The sequence below is a fragment of the Streptomyces sp. NPDC052043 genome, from assembly GCF_044548235.1.
In the GTDB taxonomy this organism is placed as follows: Bacteria; Actinomycetota; Actinomycetes; order Streptomycetales; family Streptomycetaceae; genus Streptomyces.
Map to the genome: position 1 here is coordinate 279523 of NZ_JBIUBT010000003.1, position 18668 is coordinate 298190.

The 18668-nt window shown below is 71.0% G+C and carries 17 protein-coding genes, 1 pseudogene and 1 riboswitch; of the genes and pseudogenes, 12 read left to right on the plus strand and 6 right to left on the minus strand.

Features of this window, described 5'->3' with window-relative positions:
- Positions 1–5: 5 nt before the first annotated feature.
- Complete coding sequence (locus ACIHCX_RS09115; protein ID WP_400028062.1) at positions 6–776, minus strand: maleylpyruvate isomerase N-terminal domain-containing protein; 771 nt, start codon at positions 774–776, stop codon at positions 6–8.
- Positions 777–941: 165 nt separating this feature from the next.
- Between ACIHCX_RS09115 and ACIHCX_RS09120 the strand changes: the two genes are divergently transcribed.
- The gene (locus tag ACIHCX_RS09120; protein WP_400028063.1) at positions 942–1724 is read left to right on the plus strand and encodes an Fpg/Nei family DNA glycosylase; all 783 of its coding nucleotides are present in this window, start codon (positions 942–944) and stop codon (positions 1722–1724) included.
- A gap of 77 nt (positions 1725–1801) precedes the next feature.
- Positions 1802–1924, plus strand: a riboswitch (cobalamin riboswitch).
- A 117-nt stretch (positions 1925–2041) separates the two neighbouring features.
- The gene (locus tag ACIHCX_RS09125; RefSeq protein WP_400028670.1) at positions 2042–2383 is read left to right on the plus strand and encodes a (2Fe-2S) ferredoxin domain-containing protein; all 342 of its coding nucleotides are present in this window, start codon (positions 2042–2044) and stop codon (positions 2381–2383) included.
- 63 nt (positions 2384–2446) lie between these two features.
- Here ACIHCX_RS09125 and ACIHCX_RS09130 read toward each other — a convergent pair whose 3' ends face one another.
- Positions 2447–3367 (minus strand): cobalamin-binding protein, encoded by a 921-nt coding sequence (locus tag ACIHCX_RS09130; protein ID WP_400028065.1) that lies wholly within the window; start codon positions 3365–3367, stop codon positions 2447–2449.
- Between the two features lie 78 nt (positions 3368–3445).
- Between ACIHCX_RS09130 and ACIHCX_RS09135 the strand changes: the two are divergent.
- Both ACIHCX_RS09135 and ACIHCX_RS09140 read left to right on the plus strand, forming a co-directional pair.
- Positions 3446–3625, plus strand: a pseudogene (locus ACIHCX_RS09135) (acyl-CoA dehydrogenase family protein); the annotation flags it as partial.
- Complete coding sequence (locus ACIHCX_RS09140) at positions 3622–4698, plus strand: enoyl-CoA hydratase/isomerase family protein (RefSeq protein ID WP_400028067.1); 1077 nt, start codon at positions 3622–3624, stop codon at positions 4696–4698. The pseudogene ACIHCX_RS09135 and the gene ACIHCX_RS09140, both read left to right, overlap by 4 nt.
- Positions 4699–4816: 118 nt before the next feature.
- On the opposite strand, the gene thiI is transcribed toward ACIHCX_RS09140, so the two are convergent.
- Positions 4817–6094, minus strand: a complete 1278-nt coding sequence (gene thiI / locus ACIHCX_RS09145; RefSeq protein WP_400028069.1) for a tRNA uracil 4-sulfurtransferase ThiI — start codon at positions 6092–6094, stop codon at positions 4817–4819.
- A gap of 128 nt (positions 6095–6222) precedes the next feature.
- Here thiI and ACIHCX_RS09150 point away from each other — a divergent pair, with 128 nt between their 5' ends.
- From ACIHCX_RS09150 to ACIHCX_RS09165, 4 genes are all read left to right on the plus strand, one after another.
- Positions 6223–7278: a sulfite oxidase gene (locus ACIHCX_RS09150; RefSeq protein WP_400028070.1), complete on the plus strand. Its 1056-nt coding sequence runs from the start codon at positions 6223–6225 to the stop codon at positions 7276–7278.
- 223 nt (positions 7279–7501) lie between these two features.
- The gene (locus tag ACIHCX_RS09155) at positions 7502–8437 is read left to right on the plus strand and encodes an SDR family oxidoreductase (protein WP_400028072.1); all 936 of its coding nucleotides are present in this window, start codon (positions 7502–7504) and stop codon (positions 8435–8437) included.
- 85 nt (positions 8438–8522) lie between these two features.
- Positions 8523–9635 (plus strand): SDR family NAD(P)-dependent oxidoreductase, encoded by a 1113-nt coding sequence (locus ACIHCX_RS09160; protein WP_400028074.1) that lies wholly within the window; start codon positions 8523–8525, stop codon positions 9633–9635.
- 641 nt (positions 9636–10276) lie between these two features.
- Complete coding sequence (locus ACIHCX_RS09165; RefSeq protein ID WP_400028075.1) at positions 10277–11119, plus strand: ParB N-terminal domain-containing protein; 843 nt, start codon at positions 10277–10279, stop codon at positions 11117–11119.
- 36 nt (positions 11120–11155) lie between these two features.
- Here ACIHCX_RS09165 and ACIHCX_RS09170 read toward each other — a convergent pair whose 3' ends face one another.
- The 3 genes from ACIHCX_RS09170 to ACIHCX_RS09180 are packed head-to-tail and all read right to left on the minus strand — an operon-like array spanning position 11156 to position 14698.
- Positions 11156–12670, minus strand: a complete 1515-nt coding sequence (locus ACIHCX_RS09170) for a glycosyltransferase (protein ID WP_400028076.1) — start codon at positions 12668–12670, stop codon at positions 11156–11158.
- 49 nt (positions 12671–12719) lie between these two features.
- A complete protein-coding gene (locus tag ACIHCX_RS09175) occupies positions 12720–13535 on the minus strand; it encodes a glycosyltransferase family 2 protein (protein ID WP_400028077.1) in 816 nt (271 codons plus the stop codon).
- Positions 13536–13576: 41 nt separating this feature from the next.
- Complete coding sequence (locus tag ACIHCX_RS09180; RefSeq protein ID WP_400028078.1) at positions 13577–14698, minus strand: glycosyltransferase family 2 protein; 1122 nt, start codon at positions 14696–14698, stop codon at positions 13577–13579.
- A 501-nt stretch (positions 14699–15199) separates the two neighbouring features.
- Here ACIHCX_RS09180 and ACIHCX_RS09185 point away from each other — a divergent pair.
- The 4 genes from ACIHCX_RS09185 (at position 15200) to ACIHCX_RS09200 (ending at position 18611) form a co-directional block, all read left to right on the plus strand.
- Positions 15200–15871 (plus strand): ATP-binding cassette domain-containing protein, encoded by a 672-nt coding sequence (locus tag ACIHCX_RS09185; protein WP_400028079.1) that lies wholly within the window; start codon positions 15200–15202, stop codon positions 15869–15871.
- On the plus strand, positions 15868–16548 hold the full coding sequence (locus ACIHCX_RS09190) for a hypothetical protein (RefSeq protein WP_400028081.1): 681 nt from the start codon (positions 15868–15870) through the stop codon (positions 16546–16548). The genes ACIHCX_RS09185 and ACIHCX_RS09190 overlap by 4 nt, the downstream gene beginning before the upstream one ends.
- A gap of 501 nt (positions 16549–17049) precedes the next feature.
- Positions 17050–17784, plus strand: a complete 735-nt coding sequence (locus ACIHCX_RS09195; RefSeq protein WP_400028082.1) for a geranylgeranylglyceryl/heptaprenylglyceryl phosphate synthase — start codon at positions 17050–17052, stop codon at positions 17782–17784.
- Positions 17781–18611 carry a Moenomycin biosynthesis protein MoeN5 gene (locus tag ACIHCX_RS09200; protein WP_400028084.1) on the plus strand — a complete coding sequence of 277 codons (831 nt, stop codon included), beginning with the start codon at positions 17781–17783 and terminating at the stop codon, positions 18609–18611. The genes ACIHCX_RS09195 and ACIHCX_RS09200 overlap by 4 nt, the downstream gene beginning before the upstream one ends.
- Positions 18612–18668 lie beyond the last annotated feature (57 nt).

Consider the following 18668-nt stretch of genomic DNA (forward strand, 5'->3'; position numbering starts at 1 on the left):
ACGGCTCAGTAGCCGCCCAGGAGGGTCCGTACCCTGCGCAACGACTCCGGGCCCGCGGCGCTGTGCCAGCGGGTGGGGTCGGCGGGGCGGCGGCCCCACAGGAGCAGGACGCGTGTCGCCGCGTCGCTTTCGATCGTGGCCGGGCCCTCGGGGGCGGCGAACCGGATGGTGCCGCCCTCCGCGTCCGCGGTCACCACGACGTCGTCCGTGCCCGGAGTGCGCAGGCGGCCCTCGACCTGCCCCTCGGCCCCGAGGTCCAGATCGGCGCGGCCCCGGATCAGCAGGGGCCGGCCGACCGACACCACGCTGTGCTCGGTCATCCACGGCTCGGTCAGGGACTGCACGGCCGTCCGGTCGTCGCCGGTCAGGTCCCAGCGGTGGAGGATCAGTTCCTCACGCATGTGTTCCGCGAAGAAGGGGACCTTCACGGAACGGCCGGTCCACATGACCTCGGTGTCCGGGGACAGAGCCCGCGCGGCGGCCGCGGTGACCTCGGTGAGCTGTTTGCAGTTGGTCAGGAACGCCGCCCAGAGCTCGGCGTCCGACATCCGCCGGTAGGGAGCCTCACGCTCGAAGCTTCTGGTCTCCACCGGTGTGCCCGCAAGGAAAGCTCGCAGCACCCGGGCCAGTTCCTCGGCGTTCCCCGTCTGGTGGACCAGGACGTCACGCACCGTCCACGCCTCGCACCACGTGCCGTCGTCGGGCCTTCGGCCCTGCACGGCGTAGACGAAGGGCGCCAGTTCCGGGAGCGTTTCGTCGACCTTGGACGGAATCACGTGCCATGGGTATCCCGGTCGGGCCGTCCGCCAAACCGGCTCGCGTCCGATCGGAGGCATGAGGCCCGGGGGCGGGGTGCGGAGCGCGTGGGCTCGCCCTCCGCGGGTACCCGGCGGCGCGTACGGCGGTCCGATGACCGTACGACCAGGAGCCCGGACGCACGCATGCCCGAACTGCCGGATGTCGAGGGATTCCGCGAGGTGCTGACGGCCTGCGGCCGGCACCGGCGTGTCACGGACGTCGAGGTGCGGGACGCCGGGGTGCTGCGGGGGGTCAGCGCGCAGCGGCTGCGGAGGGAACTGAAGGGCAGGCGTCTGGGGGAGGCGTGGCGGCACGGCAAGTGGTTGTTCGTGCCGACGGGTCACGACGGTCCGACACTGGTGTGGCATTTCGGCATGACGGGGTCGCTTCGGTGCTGTTCCCCGGACGAACCGGTCGAACGGCATGACCGCATCCTGCTGACGCTCGACGACTCCCGGCAGCTGCGCTACCGCGATCAACGCAAGCTCCAGGGCGTACGGTTGGTCGACGACACGGAGGTCGAGCGCATCACCGACGGTCTGGGTCCCGATGCCCTCACCGTGCGCGGAGCGGAGTTCCGGGAGCTGCTGTCGGGACGACGGCGTGCCGTCAAGAGCGTGCTGATGGACCAGTCCGTGATCGCGGGTCTCGGGAACCTCCTGTGCGACGAGATCCTCTGGCGGGCCCGGGTGGCTCCTCGGACCCCGGCGCGGGACCTGAGCGAGACCGCACTTCGGCGTGTCCATGCACGAATGGGCCGGGTCCTCGAGACGTCCGTGCATGCCGGGTGCGTGCCACCGAGGCCCTCCTGGCTCACCGGGCACAGGGACGACAGCGATCCGACGTGTCCCCGCTGCGGGTGGCTCCTGAGCTCCCACCGCGTCGGCGGACGCCGCACGGTCTGGTGCCCGCGGTGCCAGGGATGAGCGACGCCGGCCGGTGCGGAGGGGCGGGCGGAACCGATCATGGGATGATGACCGGCGACATAAGGCGACGGCGGTCCGAGGAAGCCGGTGTGAATCCGGCGCGGTCCCGCCACTGTGACCGGTGAGCGAGTTCCGGGATGCCACCGCCCCGCCCGGGGTGGGAAGGCGGGACGAGTGAAGACCCGGGAGCCAGGAGACTCACGCGGTCGCCTCCTCGAGCGACACCGGGGCGGATCTCCCCGGGAGGGGAGTGGTGCGGCGTGCCCGAAAGGCCGACGGACGAGGCGCCGGACGGTGCCGTGGCGGGGAGCGGTTCGGTGCCGTGCCGGGTCGTCGTGTGCCGGGACTGCTGCTGCGGCAGCCCCAAGGTGCCCGGGGTCGACCACGCGGCGCAGACCGCGCGGCTGCGGGCGGAGGTGCCGGTGCGCATCTCCGACTGCCTCGACGTGTGCGAGCAGGCGAACGTCATCGTGGTCCAGCCGTCCTCCGCGGGCCGGGCCGCCGGTGCGCGGCCGGTCTGGCTCGGGCTCGTCAACGACGAGGGCGGCACCGAGGACATCGTCGCCTGGGTGCGGGAGGGCGGCCCGGGCGTGGCACCCCTGCCGGAGATCCTCGGCCTGTACGCCATCACCCCGCCACGGCGACCCACGGACTCCTGAGGCCCGTGCGCGCCAGGACGCACGCGCCAGGACGATCGCACGTGCGAGGTGACCAGCCCGTCGTCACCGGACGGGGAACGGCCGGGCCTCCGCCGACGTGACCGCCTCGCCGGCCTGCACGCCGTGCAGGACCTGGGCGAGCACCTCCGCCCCGCGCACCACCCGAGGTCCCGGCCGGTTGAAGTAGGACGGTCCGTCCAGTACCCAGACACGGCCGGACCGTACGGCGGGCAGATCCGTCCAGCCGGGCAGCCCGGTGAGCAACGCGGCTTCGCGCAGGGTGCGTTCGGGAGGGAAGCCGCACGGCAGGACGAGGATTACGTCCGGCCGCGCGGCGCGTACCGCCTCCCAGGTCGTCGGCCCGGTGTGCTCGCCGGGCGCGGCGAGCAGCGGTTCGCCCCCGGCGGTGGTGATCTGCTCGGGCACCCAGTGCCCGGCGGGCCACAGCGGGTCGAGCCACTCGATCGCCACCACCCGGGGCCGGTCGAGGCCGGCGACCGCGCCGCGGACCCGGTCGAGGCGAGCCCGCAACGCGGCCCGGCGCCGCTGCGCGCGTTCGTGCACGCCGAGCAGGTCGCCGACGGTGACCAGGCAGTCCAGTACGTCGTCGAGCGTGCGCGGCTCCAGGCTGAGGACCCGGGTGCCGGCGTCGAGCAGCCGTACGGTCCGGCTGACCTTCTCGTACGACACCGCGCACACGTCGCACAGGTCCTGGGTGAGCACCACGTCGGGGCGCAGGGCGGCGAGGGCCTCGGTGTCCAGCGTGTAGAGCGACGAACCGGAGTGCGCCGCCCCGCCGACGGCGTCGGAGATCTCCCGGCTGGTGAGCGCGTCCTGGTCCAGGTCCGCCCCGGTCACCACGGGTACCGAGGCGACCTCGCGCGGCGGCCAGTCGCACTCGTGGGTGCGGCCGGCCAACTGCTCCGAAAGGCCGAGTTCGGCGACGATGTCGGTCGCGGCGGGCAGCAGGGAGACGATGCGCATACCTCGACTGTAGGAGGCCTCGCGGATCCGCTGATTCCGGCGCCCGGCGTGCAGGGCCTGCACGGCGTGATCGCACCGACCGGCACCGGCTGCTCGGCCACCGACCGGGCGCTCCAACTGTACGGCCGTTACCTCTACCTCAGCGAGTACGGCCTTGAGAAGATCGTCCGTGACCCGCGCGTCCAACAGATCCTGGAAGGAACCGACGAGATCATGCGTGTCCTCATGGCCCGCGGCCTGACGGAGGCGTTCGGATGACCGCCGCCGAGGAACCCGTCCTGTTCCACACCGACGGACGGGCCGCCCATATCACCCTCAACCGGCCGAAGGCCCTCAACGCCCTCACCCACGAGATGGTGCGCCGCATCGACGAGGCGCTGACGGCCTGGCAACACGACCCGGCCGTGAAGACCGTCGTCATCAGCGGCGCGGGGGAGCGCGGCCTGTGTGCGGGCGGCGACATCCGCGCCATCCACGACGACGCCCGCGACGGGGACGGCACCGCCTCGGCCGCCTTCTGGCGCGACGAGTACCACCTCAACGCCCGTATCGCCCGATATCCGAAGCCGTACGTCGCCGTCATGGACGGCATCGTGATGGGCGGCGGCGTCGGCGTCTCCGCGCACGGCAGCGTCCGGATCGTCACCGAGCGCTCGCGGATCGCCATGCCGGAGACCGGCATCGGCTTCGTCCCCGACGTCGGCGGCACCCATCTGCTGGCCCTCGCCCCCGGGGAACTGGGCACCCATCTCGCGCTGACCGGTGCGCAGATCGGCGCCGGCGACGCCGTGCTCTGCGGGCTCGCCGACCACTACGTGCCGTCAGCGACCCTGCCGACCCTCATCGACGACCTGGCCGGCACGCCCGTACGGGAGGTGCTGGCACGCCATGCCCGACCGTTGCCGCAAGGGGAGTTGGAGGAGCAGAGGGAATGGATCGACCCCTGTTTCGCAGCCGCGACGGTCGAGGGCATCGTGGGCCGGCTGCTCGACCACGGCGAGCCCGCCGCCAAGGAGGCGGCCGAAACCCTGCTCACCAGGTCACCGACCGCTGTGAAGGTCTCCCTGGCCGCCGTGCGCCGCGCCCGCCGTCTCGGATCGCTGGAGCCGGCCCTCGACCAGGAGTACCGCGTCTCCTGCGCCGCCCTGAGCAGCCCCGACCTGGTGGAGGGCATCCGTGCCCAGGTCATCGACAAGGACCGCGACCCACGCTGGTCCCCCGACACCCTCGCCGAGGTGACCGACGCCGACGTGAACCGCTTCTTCGCCCCGCTCGGCGACCGTGAACTGGGCCTCGCCGGCCCTGGCGCCGATGCGGAAGCGGCCTGGTGAGCAGGACCGTCGCGCTGCTCGGACCCGGGCACATGGACGCGCCCATGGCCGTGGACCTGGTCCAGGGCAGTCACCGTGCGCGTCGGGTCCAGCCGACGGTGGCACGTCGACCATCCGGTCAGGCAGGTGCCCGGCAGCCGTCGCCGGCGACCGGCGCCTCCTCGTCCACGCCGGGGCGGAGCACCTGCACGGAAGCGAGCAGTGCCTCGACCACCTCCTCCAGGTCGAGGCGCCGCTCCACCGACCGCAGGTGCGGCAGCCGCGCCCCGGTGCTGACCCGGGGAGGGGCGAGCAGGTTGCAGCAGTCCTCGTCGGGCAGGACCGAGATACCGGCGGTGCCGATGGACCGCGCCTCGTCGATGATCTCCTGCTTCTCCCAGCCGATCAGCGGACGCAGGACGGGCAGCGCCGCCGCCTCGTCCACCGCGACCAGGTTGGCCAGCGTCTGACTGGCGACCTGCCCCAGGCTGTCGCCCGTCACCAGCGCCTGGGCGCCGATACGGTCCGCCAGCGCGGAGGCGGTGCGCACCATCAGCCGGCGCTGGGCGACCACCTGGAGCCGCCCGGCCCCTGCCACGGCGAGCTGCTTCTGCGCCTTGCCGAGCGCGACGACGTGCAGGGTGCCGGCCGGCTGGAAGCGGTTCAGCTCACGGGCCAGGGCGTACGCCTTGTACACGGACGACGGGTTCGTGTAGGGAGCGCCGTTGAAGTGCACGAAGTCGCACGCCAGTCCCCGCCGCATGGCCCGGTGGGCGGCGACCGGGGAGTCGTAGCCGCCGGAGAGCAGGACCAGGGCCCGCCCGCTGGTCCCGACGGGCAGCCCGCTCAGACCGGGGAGGCGTTCGCAGGAGAGGTACGTCTCCTTGCGGTCGATCACGACGTGCAGGGTCACGTCGGGCGTGGTGAGGTCGACCGTCAGCGCGGGCACGGCGCCGAGTACCCGGGACCCCAGGAGCACTTCCATACGGGAGGAGGTCAGCGGGAACTGCTTGTCCCGCCGACGCACCCGCACGGCGAAGCGGAGCCCCCGGCGCTCGCCGCTCACGGCACGCAGGGCGTCGATCGCCGCCTCCGTGACACTGTCGAGCGTGCTGGGCACGCGGACGGCCGGCTCGACGGTGTTGAAGCCGACGACCCGCCGGGCCCGCTCCACCAGGGCCTCGACCGGGACCTGCCCGCCCAGCACGGTGACGCTCTGCATGCTCTTGATCCAGGTCGAGCCGCCGACGCCGCGCAGGGCGACGCGCAGGTTGTCGTGCAGCCGCTCGGTGAAGCGGTGGCGGTTGCGGCCCTTGAGGAACACCTCGCCGTGCTTGAGCAGCACGCACGGGCCGTAGGAGGCGGGGGCGGCACCGGAGGAGTCCCGGGGATCGGGTACTCGTAGTTCGTCGGACATGGGGGTGAGCCTCTCAGATGTCCCCCCTTGGTGATTCTCATCCTGGTGGCGTCGTGGCGAGCGGGCTGGCGTCCGTGTCCGACGTGATGGACATTGACCTCATGGATGAATGGGGTAAATGCGATGAAATGCTCGTCCATCAGGACGAGCCCTACAACGCCGAAACGCCCCCTGGCGCTCTCGCGGCCCGGATCACCTCCCTGGACGCCTTCTACAGCCGCAACCACGCGCCGATCCCCCACGTCGACTCCGCGAGCTGGCGGCTGCGGGTGGAAGGTCTGGTCGATCGTCCCCTGGAGTGGTCGATGGACGACCTGCGCCGCCTCCCCGAGCGGACGGTGGTGGCGACGCTGCAGTGCGCCGGCAACCGCCGCGCCGATCTCATCGAGGTCAGGGACATTCCCGGGCAGGTCCCCTGGGGTCCAGGGGCCGTCTCCACCGCGAGGTGGAGCGGGGTGAGCCTGGCAGAGGTACTGGCCAGGGCCGGAGTGCGGCCGGAAGCGGCCCACATCGCCTTCACCGGCGTCGACGTGTCACAGCAGGCCGCCCCACCCCAGCCCTTCGGTGGCTCCGTACCAGTGGCCAAGGCGACCTCCAGCGAGGTACTCCTGGCCTGGGCCATGAACGGTCAGCCGCTGCCCGCCGCGCACGGCGCCCCCCTGCGCGTGATCGTTCCGGGCTGGATCGGCGCCCGCAGCGTCAAATGGCTCCATCGCATCACCGCACAGGCCGAACCGACCGACAACTACTTCCAGGCCGAATACAGCGTCCTGCCCCCCGAGGCCGACCCCGAGGCCGCCCGACCGGGCGACGGCATCACGCTCGGCCCGGTCGCCCTCCACTGCGCCATCCTGCGGCCCGGCAGGAACGACCACCTGCCCTCCGGACCGACCGAGGTCAGCGGGTTCGCCTTCGCCGGGGACGACCGAACCGTGGCACGCGTGGACGTCTCCGCCGACCACGGCCACACCTGGGTCCCCGCGGATCTCGACCCCCCGGAGAATCCCTGGACCTGGCAGCACTGGCGCGCCACGGTCACCCTGCCCGCCGGCGAGGCCGAGCTCGTCGCACGCGCCTGGGACTCCACCGCCGCCGTGCAGGCCGAATCCCCGGCGACCGTCTGGAACCCCAGGGGATACGCCAACAACGCCGCGGCGCACCTGCGCCTCACATGCCGTCCCTGAGGAACCGGAAGACCCTCACCCTCAAGGAATGAGCCTCTTCCCACCTCACGTCGAGGGTGCGCGGGGAGGGACGCCCAGCCCTTGCCCGACACGCCGGACCCAGCCTACGAGCCGGCCCCCCAGGTGACAACGGCTCAAGGAACGCCCCGGGTTCACCACTGCACAAGGGAGCGTGGTGTCGCTAGCATCTGCCGACCGGAGGCCAGGGCTCGGGGGGTGACGCGTGAGGGTTCTCGTCGTTGGCGGAAGCGGGTTTCTGGGACAGGAACTGGTCCGTCAGGTCGTGGGCCGGGGCTGGACGGCGGCGGCCACCCACAGGTCGGGCCCGGGAAGTGGGCCGGCCGTCGACTGGTACCGCGTCGACCTCCGTCACCCCCGCCGCTTCGAGGACGTACTCGCCGACGTGGCTCCGGACGCCGTCATCAACGCGTCGAACGGCCAGGCCGACTGGGCGGTGACGGCCGACGGCGCGGCCCACGTCGCCAACGCTGTGGCGAACAGGGGGTGCCGACTGGTCCATGTCTCCAGCGACGCCGTGTTCTCCGGCGCGGACGTGCACTACGGCGAGGACGCGCTTCCCGACCCGGTCAGTCCGTACGGCGCCGCGAAGGCCGCGGCGGAGACGGCCGTGAGGGTGTTTCTCCCTGACGCGGCCGTGGTGCGCACGTCGCTGATCATCGGGCACGGCCGGTCCGCTCATGAACGGGCCGTGCACGCCCTGGCCGCCGGCACGCGTACTGGCGTGCTGTTCACGGATGACACCCGTTGCCCCGTCCATGTCGTGGACCTGGCGGCCGCACTTCTGGAGATCACGGAGTCGGGCGCGCCCGGAATGTTCCACGTGGCGGGGCCCGACGCGCTCAACCGTCACGACCTGGGGGTGCTCATCGCCCGGCGCGACGGTCTGGACCCGGATCGCCTTGCCCCGGGCCTGCGGAGCGACGTGGCGCCGCCCGGAAACCTCGACATCCGCCTCGCGTGCCGCGCCACCCAGTCCGGACTTCGGACGCGTCTGCGCGGTGCCCACGAATTCCTTGCTGTGCGGGCCGGCCCGCGGACGCCGTGTTCAAGTGCGGAAAGTCGGCGGTTGAACACCTCGGCCGGGACGGCCGCAGAGCTTGCGCCGACCCCCCGAGAACGTGGGACGAGACTCGACTGATTGCCTGGCCAACCGGTAGCGTCCCGGCCGCTGCGTTCCGCCGATGTGAAAGTCGTGACGATCACGAACAATGGAAGGGTGCTGCATGCTTGAGAACGTTGCAGCGCGTGGCGCGGATCCTCTTGGTGGTCGTGCGGCTCCCGACATCGCGAGAATCCTGGGGCGATCGGAAATTCGCACGGGTCTCGAGAGCAGTGCGGGGTACCTGCGCGGGCGCCGGATTCTCGTCACGGGTGCCGGTGGTTACATCGGATCCGAACTGTGCCGGCAGTTGAGTCGCTGGGCGCCCGAGCGCCTTTTGCTGCTCGATCGGAACGAGACCGCGCTCCACCTGGCGGTTTCGAGTATTCAGGACAATGCCCAAGCGCGGTCATCCGTCCTTCTCGCCGACATTCGGGATACGAGAGCGCTCGTCCGGTTGTTCCGCGACCAGCGGCCGGACATCGTCTTCCACGCGGCGGCACTGAAATGGGTTCCGATGCTCGAGGAGTTTCCCGGCGAAGCGCTGAAGACGAACGTCTTCGGTACACAGGCGGTTCTCCAGGCCGCGCTCACCGCCGACGTGGAGTTCCTGGTGAACATCTCGACCGACAAAGCCGTCGATCCGGTGGGCGTGCTCGGATACTCCAAGCGCATCGCCGAGGGGCTCACCGCGGCGGCCGCGATCGAGGTGGGCCGGCCCTACGTGAGTGTCCGGTTCGGGAACGTGCTCGGGTGCCAGGGGTCGTTTCTCGATGTGTTCGCCCGGCAGATAGCCGCGGGCAGGCCGCTGACGGTCACCCACCCCGAGGCGACGCGGTACCTGATGACCGTCGAGGAAGCCGTCGAACTGGTGATCCAGTCCGCGGTCATGGGCAGCGTCGGCCACGCCCTGGTGCTGGACATGGGGGAGCAGGTCCGGATCCTTGACCTGGCCCAGAGGCTCATAGGGCTTTCGGGCTCCGAACTCTCCATCCAGTACGTCGGTCTGCGGCCGGGTGAGAAAATCACGGAAGCGCTGATCGGGGCGTCCGAGACTGTCGTACGGCACGTACACCCGAAGATCATGGAGGTGCCCGTACCGCCGTTGAACTCCGGGGAATGCCTTGACCTCGACGCGTGGGGCGAGGACAGCGGCATCGTCGACGCCATGCGCCGGCTCTGCTCGGACATGGCGGTGGACCGGGCCATGGGGCACGCCGGTTCCCAGCCGGCGTGAAAGGAGTCGGGAAGCGGTGTGCGTATTGCGAAATCTTCGAGGAATGGCTGTCGTCCAGTGTGGCCGAAAAGTCATGGCAGGGCCTGTGGTGCGCGGGGGACCGCATTGACCTGAACCAATGGCCGGGGATAGTGTGCTCGAGATCTCGGCCGGCTGTGTCACAGCAGTGACGCGTGAGGGGGACAAGGTGGTCCGGGCGGGCGTCGGAATTGCGGCTGTTCAAGTCGCCTGACCTGCCCTTTTGGATATCACACCCCTCGGAAATCCACGCTCCTCCGGCCGTTGGCGCTCAGCGACGCGTTGCGCACGGCCGGCATCAGCTGAAAATCCACGTTCCGGAGGTGTGGGAAGGCGTGGCGACGGGGGAAGTCACCGAAGCGGCAGTGCTTGGAGCGGAGCCGGACCAGACCTGTACTCGGGCGACGGCAATTCCATCGGATGCGTCAAGCCATGAGAGCGCCACGTCTGTGACGTCTTCAGTGACACTCTCCGGAGCATTCGCCCATGCGGCAGACCGGAACGAAATCGAGCTCTCGGCGGTGCCGGTCGACCTGATTCCGGTGACGGCGTTGGAGCAGGACGCCGCCATTTTCCCGCGGTCCGCCGGAGTGGACTCGGAGCATCTCAAGATACTTTACGAGGTGGGTTCCGAGGCGCCGCCCATCGTGGTGCACCGGCAGACCATGCGGGTGATCGACGGTGTGCATCGGTGGTGCGCCGCCAGACTGCGCGGCGACCAGTACATCAGGGCCAGGCTTGTCGACGGCCGGGACGACGAAGTGTTCCTGCTGGCCGTGAAGCTCAACGTGGAGTACGGGCTGCCGTTGTCGCGCGGCGACCGGATCGCCGCTGCGCAGCGCATCATGCGGAGCTACCCGGCCTGGTCCGACCGGCGTATCGCCCGGGCGAGCGGCCTGTCCGGCAAGACGGTCGCCTCGCTCAGGAACTCGGCCCCGGGGGCACTGTCCGCGAGCAGACGGGTCGGGTGCGACGAACGAGTACGCCCGCAGGAGATCGGCGAGGGCCGTTCCCGGGCGGCGGCGCTGTTACGGGAGAATCCCGGCCTGTCCCTGCGGGAGATCTCCCGGGCAGCGGGAATCTCGGTCGGAACCGCCCGGGACGTCAAGCTGCGTGTGCTGCGGGGAGCCGACCCCCTGCCACCGAAGCAGCGACGGTCGAAAGACCCCGGCACCTCGTCACCGCCCCCGGCCGAGCACCGTCCGGCACGCCTCAAGGCCCAGGACAGGCAGCGCACCATCGCCCGGCTGGCGCGTGACCCCTCGCTGCGGCAGACCGAGACAGGTCGCGCGGTGCTGCGGATGCTGGCCGCCCACTGCGTGGGGGCGGACGAGTGGGAACGCCTGGCCCGGTCCGTGCCTCCGCACGGAGTCGACGCGGTGCTGGCGCTGGCCCGGGCCTGCGCCGAGGACTGGTCCTCCTTCGTGCGGTACCTGGAGTCCGGCCGTCCGGCCGGCGCGACCTGAGGAACAGGCGCGGGGACCGGTGTCCTCATCAGGTCCTCACAGGTATCCGACGCCCCGTCGCAGACTGCCTGCCAGGAACCCGGCGAGACGAGCCCCGTAACGGACCCAGCGGCGCCGCAGGAGCGGCGAGCGGGCGAGGTCGGGCACGTGGACGAGGAGCCAGCACCAGTTCATGACGACCGTGCGGGCGCGCCGCCGCTGGTAGCCGGCGTGCCTGTACTCGGCGTACAGCTGGGCACCCGACTTGCCGTAATTCCATTTCTGCCGTGCCAGCGAGGACAGTTCGTCACGCAGCCGATAGTGCATCCGCGCCTCGGCCGCGTAGGCGACGCGGTAGCCGCAGAGATGGGCCCGCCAGGAGAGGTCCATGTCCTCGCCGCCGCCCCGGTAGTGCTCGTTCCACCCGCCGATCACGCTCAGTACGTCTTTCCACGCGGCGCAGTTGGCGCCTCTGGCGAACGGCAGGAAGTCCGTCTGCGCGTCCATCGGCAGCGGTTGTTCGTCACCATGTCCCGGGCTGAGGAGCTCCGTCTCCAGGCTGCCTCCCACCACATGAGCCTCCTTGGCGGCCTCCGCGAGAGCGGCCAGCCAGCCGGGATGCGCCACGTCGTCGGCATCGCAGAAGGCGACGAAGTCGCCCTTCGCCTCGGCGATCCCCCGGTTGCGGGCGCAGCTCTCCCCGGCGCGGCCGGAGGCGTCGACGACGCGCAGGCCCGGCAGCATGCCGCGGGCCCCTTCGGCCACCTGACGGGTGGCATCCGTCGAGCCGTTGTCGACGACCAGTACCTCCCACGGAACCGTGGCGGTCTGGCCCGCCAGGGCGCGCAGTTGGGCGCCGAGTGTGCGGGCCCCGTTGCGTACCGGGATCACCACCGAAACCAGCTCGGGAGCGCTGCCGTCACGGGGGCGCCGGTCGGCGGCAGGCCGGGGGGTGCCGCGGGTCGGCCGGGAACCGCGAATGACCCGCGCGCCGGGTGCGTGGACTGCCACGTTCGAGCCGCCGGCCCGGCGGCGGACCAGGAGCAGAGGCACGGTGACCGCCACCGCGGCTTCGTCCTTGCCCGGCCCCAGCAGGTCACGCCGGACCGCGTGGACACCGTCGGCGAGGTCGGCGGGTACCGGACGGGTACCGGGTGTCGCGGGCGGCAGGGCTGTCCCGTCGACCAGTCCGTCGGCCCGCAGGCGCAGCACGCCGCACTGGAGCAGGCCGACCGGTTCGCCGGCGTCACCTGCTCCGTGGTGGGCCGCCCGGGACAGGTGCCACAGCCAGTCGGGAAGGGCTTCGTCACCTCCGTCGAGGAAGGCGACGTATTCGGCATCCGTGGCGAGGGCCGCCTCCACGCATGCGGCACCGAGCTCCTCCGGGGCACATCCGACGGTCCGCACCCCGCGGTCGGCCTTCCCGCCCGGAGCGCCGCCGGCTGTGGCGGTGACCACGGTGATCCGGGCTGCCGGCGTCGACTGGCGCAGGAGACTGCGCACCGCGCGTTCCGCATCGCCCCCGGGGGCCACCACCACGACACCGAAGCGGGGGAACATCACGTCGTCCACGGCCTCCTCGTCTCTGACGTGCCGCGCACGCCCCTCGTGTTCCGTGCCATCAGTGGATGTCGACCGGCGTCAGGGCGAAGTCGACGTCATTGGGCGGGGCGACCAGCAGGGGCATCAGCTCGGCCCGGGTACGCGCCTGCCGTCGTCGCTGTTCCTGGGCGTTCATGGCCTTGGTGTAGGCGAGGCGTTCCGCCGACCCGAAGCCGGTGTCCGGGGCCTGCGTGAGCGACTTGGGCCAGATCCGGTACCGGTAGAGCACCTTGCGTACGCTGCGCAGCCGGTAAAGACGGGCCACCCTGAGGTGGAAGTCGGTGTCGGCACCGAGCCGGGCCGTGCCGTCGAAGCCTCCCAGCGCCCTGAGCACCGTGCTGCGGACCACCGAGGACGGATGCAGCACCACGGTGGACCTGCCCAGTCGCATCCAGAGGTTGCCGTTGCGGGGCATCCGGCGCCGCCCGGTCGTGCGGCCCACGCCGTCGATGTACTCGTAGGCGCAGCCCACCAGGTCGGCTCCGTCCCTTTCCAACAGGGCGAGTTGATGCCGCAGACGGCCGGGCAGGCTCATGTCGTCGGCGTCCTGGAAGGCCACGTACGGGGTGGTCACGCTCTCCAGCACCTTGTTCTTGATGCGCAGGTGACCGACGTTCACGGACGTGCGCAGCACGGTCAGCCGATGATCGCCCGCGTACGGGAGGAGGCCCGAGACCCACTCCTCGCCGGGCGTGCAGTCGTCGACGACCGTCAGGCGGAGGTCCGGGCGGTCCTGGGCGAGGACGGAGCCCACCGCCGAACTCAGGTACTCCGCGCAGTCGTGATGCGGGAGGATGACCGTAACCGCTGCCGGAACGTTCCCAGATGGGGCCACCGAATCTCCTTTCGGCCGCCCCTTGCGGGCGGCCCGCTGTGTCACGCTCCGGCGGGTGCGCCGGCTGCCGGTTCTGCGACGGTGGGGCTGCGGAAGTCACCCTCGTCCCCCCACGACACATGGCGCAGCGGCCGGCGCGCCATTCCCCGCACGGCCAGTTCCGCCGCCACCCGGCAGAACCAGGTGAAGTGCAGGGCCTTGACCGCCCACCGCTTGACCCCGCGCACCGGTCCCCGGCTTCCGTCCCACGGCGCGAGCGGCCACAGGCCGTAGAACAGGACGCGGGTCAGATAGACGCGCGCGACCGGCCAGGGATAGTCGGCGACACACGTCACGTGGCTGTACAGGGAGCGACGCAGCCGCTGGAGGGTGTCGTGGGTGCGGCTGACGCGGTAGAAGCTGATCGTCGCGTCGGGGACTACCTCGAGATCGTGCAGCGGATCCGGCGCGTCGGCGTCGAGCAGTTCGAACAGCACGAACCCGTCATCGGTCAGCCGGCGGACCGGAATGCCCGCACGCACCACGTCGGTCGCCACCATGACGCAGGCCGCCGCCGGGTAGGCGTTCGGCGGAGCCGTGACTGTGCCGATCCTGCCCATGGTCCGTGCCGCGACCGAATCACGGGGCAGAATCACGGGGGAGGCGCCGACCGCGCCGCGGCACCCCCGCTCGTGGAAGCGGGAGACCAGCCGGGCAAGGCAGCCGGGATCGATCTCGATGTCGTCGTCGGTCCACAGCCAGCCCGCGTAGCCCAGCCCCGCGGTCAACCGCAGAACGGTGTTGAGGGTGCGGATCTTCCCCGGCCCCGGCAGCGCCACGCCGACGACGGTGAGGGTCTCGTCCTGTGCGCCGAGGGCGGTCATCCGGCGCAATCTGCGCAGCGCCTCCCGGTATTCGCCGGAGCCGTACTGCATGGCCACCCAGACGGTCAGGTGAAGACCGGGACGGGAAGCCCTCACCTCGGCCAGGCGTTCCAGCAGGTGGTGGAAGGTCTCCTGGTGAGCCTGCGCGTCGCACCGCCCCACATAGGTGGGCAGGAGAACTCCGATGCCGCCGGACGGCAGCGTCCCGGTCACCGAGCCGTCCGGCACCATGTGGACGCCGTCGTCGGGCAGCTCGCCGCGGGAGTCCTCCTCGGCATGCTCGCCGGGTCGCACCAGCACAAAGGGAATGCGCGGTGCGGAGGGCGGAGCGAATCCACGGGAAACGGCTCGTTGCCACCAGAGACGACCACCTTGAATTCGCCTGCGCATCCATATCCCTTCGTCGGCCCGGGCCGTGGTCACCGCATACAGGCGCACGGGGGCACCGCACGCGCCGGCCGCCCGGGTGTCGGGAAGAACAAAGTGTCGAGGAAAGCCGAGGAAAGCCGAGGAAAGCCGAGGAAAATCGAAGAAAGCCGAAGAAAGCCGGAGAAGGCAGAGGAAGTCGAGGAGGGCCATAAGCTAACGAGCACCGGGTTCGGTTCACAAGAGCGGTGTGTCCACGCCCACAGGGGCTGGCCGAAACCGTGTTGTCCCCCCTGTGCCCGGCGGCCCCCGCCCTAGGATCGCCCGGAGTCGCCGTCTTCGTCGAGCCGCGCACACGGACGAAACCCGTGCTTCGGGACCGGGGCGGCCGGCATGCGGCGCCTGATCGTCAAGGCAGGCAGAGAGGTGGCGTACATGAAACACCCGATCGGCGCACGGCAGATGGGGGGCACGTCCCCGTCGGCCGAGCGCAAGGTCCTGCTCCAGGCGCACGGGATCGTCAAACGCTACAAGGGCCGTCGTGTCCTGAACGGGGTCGACCTCGTCGTCCACGCGGGGGAGGTCGCGGCCATCGTGGGCAGCAACGGAGCCGGCAAGTCGACCATGCTCAAGATCTGTGCCGGCCTGCTCTCACCGGACAAGGGGCAGGTGAGGGCCGGAGGCAACCTCGGCTACTGCCCGCAGAACGCCGGCGTCATCGGCTTCCTCACCCCTCGTGAGCACTTCACGCTCTTCGGCACCGGCCGGGGTCTGAGCCGCAGGGAGGCGGAGCGCCGCGGCCGCAGGCTGGGGACGCAACTCGACTGGAACATCGCGCGGAACGTGCTGGCCAAGGACCTGTCGGGCGGCACCCGGCAGAAGCTGAACGTCGCGCTGTCGGCCCTCGGGGACCCGGACCTGCTGCTGCTCGACGAGCCCTACCAGGGCTTCGATCACGGCTCGTACGTGGACTTCTGGCACAACGTCTGGTCCTGGCGCGAGGCGGGCAAGGCGGTCGTCGTCGTGACCCACATGCTGAACCAGCTCGACCGAGTGGACCAGGTGCTGGATCTCACCCCCGCGACGAAGAGGGAGAACGACCGATGACGGCCACGGCCCGCATGGCGGAGATGACCCTCCGGGAACTGCTGCGCCGGCGCGGGGTGCTGGGGCTGCTCCTGCTGGTGCCGCTGGTGTTCTACCTCGGCCGCCACGACGAGACCGGGCAGGCCGTTCGCTTCGCCAGCCTCGGTGTCGGATTCGCCGTCAGCGCCGCCGCCCTGTTCTCCACCGTCGGGGGCAGGGAGATCGAGCCGCTGCTGGTGCTGGCCGGATTCCGGCCGTACCAGCTCTTCCTCGGCCGTGTCCTGGCACTCGTCACGGCCGGTCTGTGCGTGTCCGCCCTGTACGGCGCGGTCATCCTGGTGGACCAGGACGTGCAGAACCCGCGGGCCCTGGCCGCGGAACTGGTGCTGACCACGGTCGTCGCCGTACCGCTCGGGCTCCTGCTGGGGCTGATCGTGCCCCGGGACATGGAGGGCGCACTGCTGCTGATCTCCGTCATCGGGGCCCAGATGGTGATGGATCCGGCCAAGGACTCCGCCAGGATTCTGCCGTTCTGGTCCACCAGGGAAATCATCACCTATGCCGTCGACGGCGCGGAGCACGGGTCTTTCCACCATGGCGTCGCTCATGCCGTCGGGGTGGTGACCGTGCTGGCCCTGGTGAGCTGCGGTGCCATGGCGGTCCGTCTGCGACGCCGGGCACATCTCCAATTCGTCTGATCCGTCTGAACCCCTGGCCGCAAGGCTCAGCCGGTCATGCGTCCTCGGCCGTGCAATACGTCCCTACCTCCCCGGAAACGACCGCGTGTAGCATCGCCGAACGTCTTGCCACGCAGCGTCCTCGTCGGCGCCCGGTGGGCATCGCTCGAAAGGGTCGGGCATGCCGAGAGTCCCGCCGGGACATCGCGTAGCCCGCCTCCCGTGCGGACCGAGACGCCGCACCGCCGTGCCCGATCACCCGGCACACCGGCAAGCCGCAGAAACCGTCGCCGCGGGGCACCGCCGGGCACAGGCCCGGCCCACCGCCGAACGCTTGGCACCTCCTGGCCGAACACGCGACGCGGGCGAGACACGTCATGGCGCGACACGACCGGACGACAAGGGGAAATGCTGGTGAATGCCTCGCCGCAGCTGGTTGACCGCAGGGAAGTCCAGGCCGCAGCGCCGCTTTGGCGCCCAGGGGAGGTCCTCGCCCGGCTGCGTGAGCATCGGCCAGGCCCCGTGCACATCATCGACCCCTTCAAGATCCCGGTGGGGGAAGCGGTCGAGAAGGCGGCCGAACTGGACCGGCTCGGGTTCGCGGCCGTCTTCCTGGCGAGCACCGACTACGAGTCGTTCGAGTCGCGCATGGAGCCGTACGTGGCGGCGGTCAAGGAGGCCACCAGCCTGCCGGTCATCCTCCACTTCCCGCCCCGGAGGGGGATCGGCTTCCCCGCGGTGGGCGGCGCCGACGCGATGCTGCTGCCCGCCCTGCTGGGCTCCGACGACGACTACTTCGTCTGGAAGAGCTTCCTGGAGACCCTGACCACCCTGCCCGGACGCATACCCGAGGAGAGCTGGCCGGAGCTTCTGCTCACCGTCGCTCTCACCTTCGGCGAGGACCGCCGCACCGGCGACCTGCTCGGCACCGTGCCGGTGACGACGTCCTCCACCACGGAGATGGACCAGTACCTCGCGGTCGCCGTCACCTTCGGCTTTCACCTGGTGTACCTCTACTCCCGGCACGACCAGGTGCCGCCGGAGGCCGTGCGCCACTTCCGCAAGACGCTCCGCCCCGAGCAGATCCTCTTCGTGAGCGGCAACGTCCGCACGCGCCGGCAGATCACCGAGTACCTCGACGCCGGAGCCGACTACGTGGGATTCGCCGGGGCCCTGGAACACCCCGACTGGCGGTCCACGCTCGCGGAGATGAGCGGAGAGCGCCCCGCACCGAGCCGGCCGCGGAGCACGTCGTGACGGCGGTCGCCCCCACTCCGCTGCCCACGGACTACACCGAGTCCATGCTGGCCGCCGAATCCGCCAACCGACGGCACGTCACGGAGTGCGTGGTCGGCACCGGAGGATCGCAGGCCCTGGTGGACCACACCGCCGCGCTGCGTCTGTATCTGAGGGTCCCGCACTTCCTCACCGAGTGGATCACCGACCGGGCCCGGCGGGCGGAGGTGTCCCGTGCCCTCGCGCTGGACATCGTCTCCATGAAGCTCCTGGACGATCTGATGGACGACGACACCGGACTGGACCGGGTCGAACTCGCCTGCGTCTGCCTGCGCATGCACCTGCGCGCCCTGCACGACATGGCCGTCCTCGCCCGGGACCTCAAGTCGGTGACCGACATCCTGGAGGACGACGCCGTCTTCCTCTGCGGCGGTCAGATACGCACCAAGCGGGAGCGGGCGCGGAACCTGCGCGAGTGGCGCGCCCACGCGAACACCTACGGTGCCGCCTTCCTCGGCCGCTACGGGTCACTCGCGGCCGCCTGCGGGCGCACTGAGGAATCGGCCGACGAGGTACGGCAGTTCGCCGAGGCGTTCGCCCTGACCATCACCATGGCCGACGACCTGACCGACTACGAGCGCGACGGCGAGCGGGAGGGCAACCTCGGCCATCTCATGCGGATCGGCGCGGTCGCCGAGCACGAGGTCCGGGACCTGCTGGAACAGCTGCGTGCACAGGCCCTCGCCGCGGCGCGGAAGCACCCGGCCGCCCACGGCCTGGTCCCGGTGGTCCACCTCTACACGGACGACGTGCTGCACCGTCTGCTCCCCAAGTACGGCGCACGGTGACCGTCCGCCGGCCGGAGCGCGCTCCGGCCGGCGGACCCGGTCCGCACCCGGGGACCC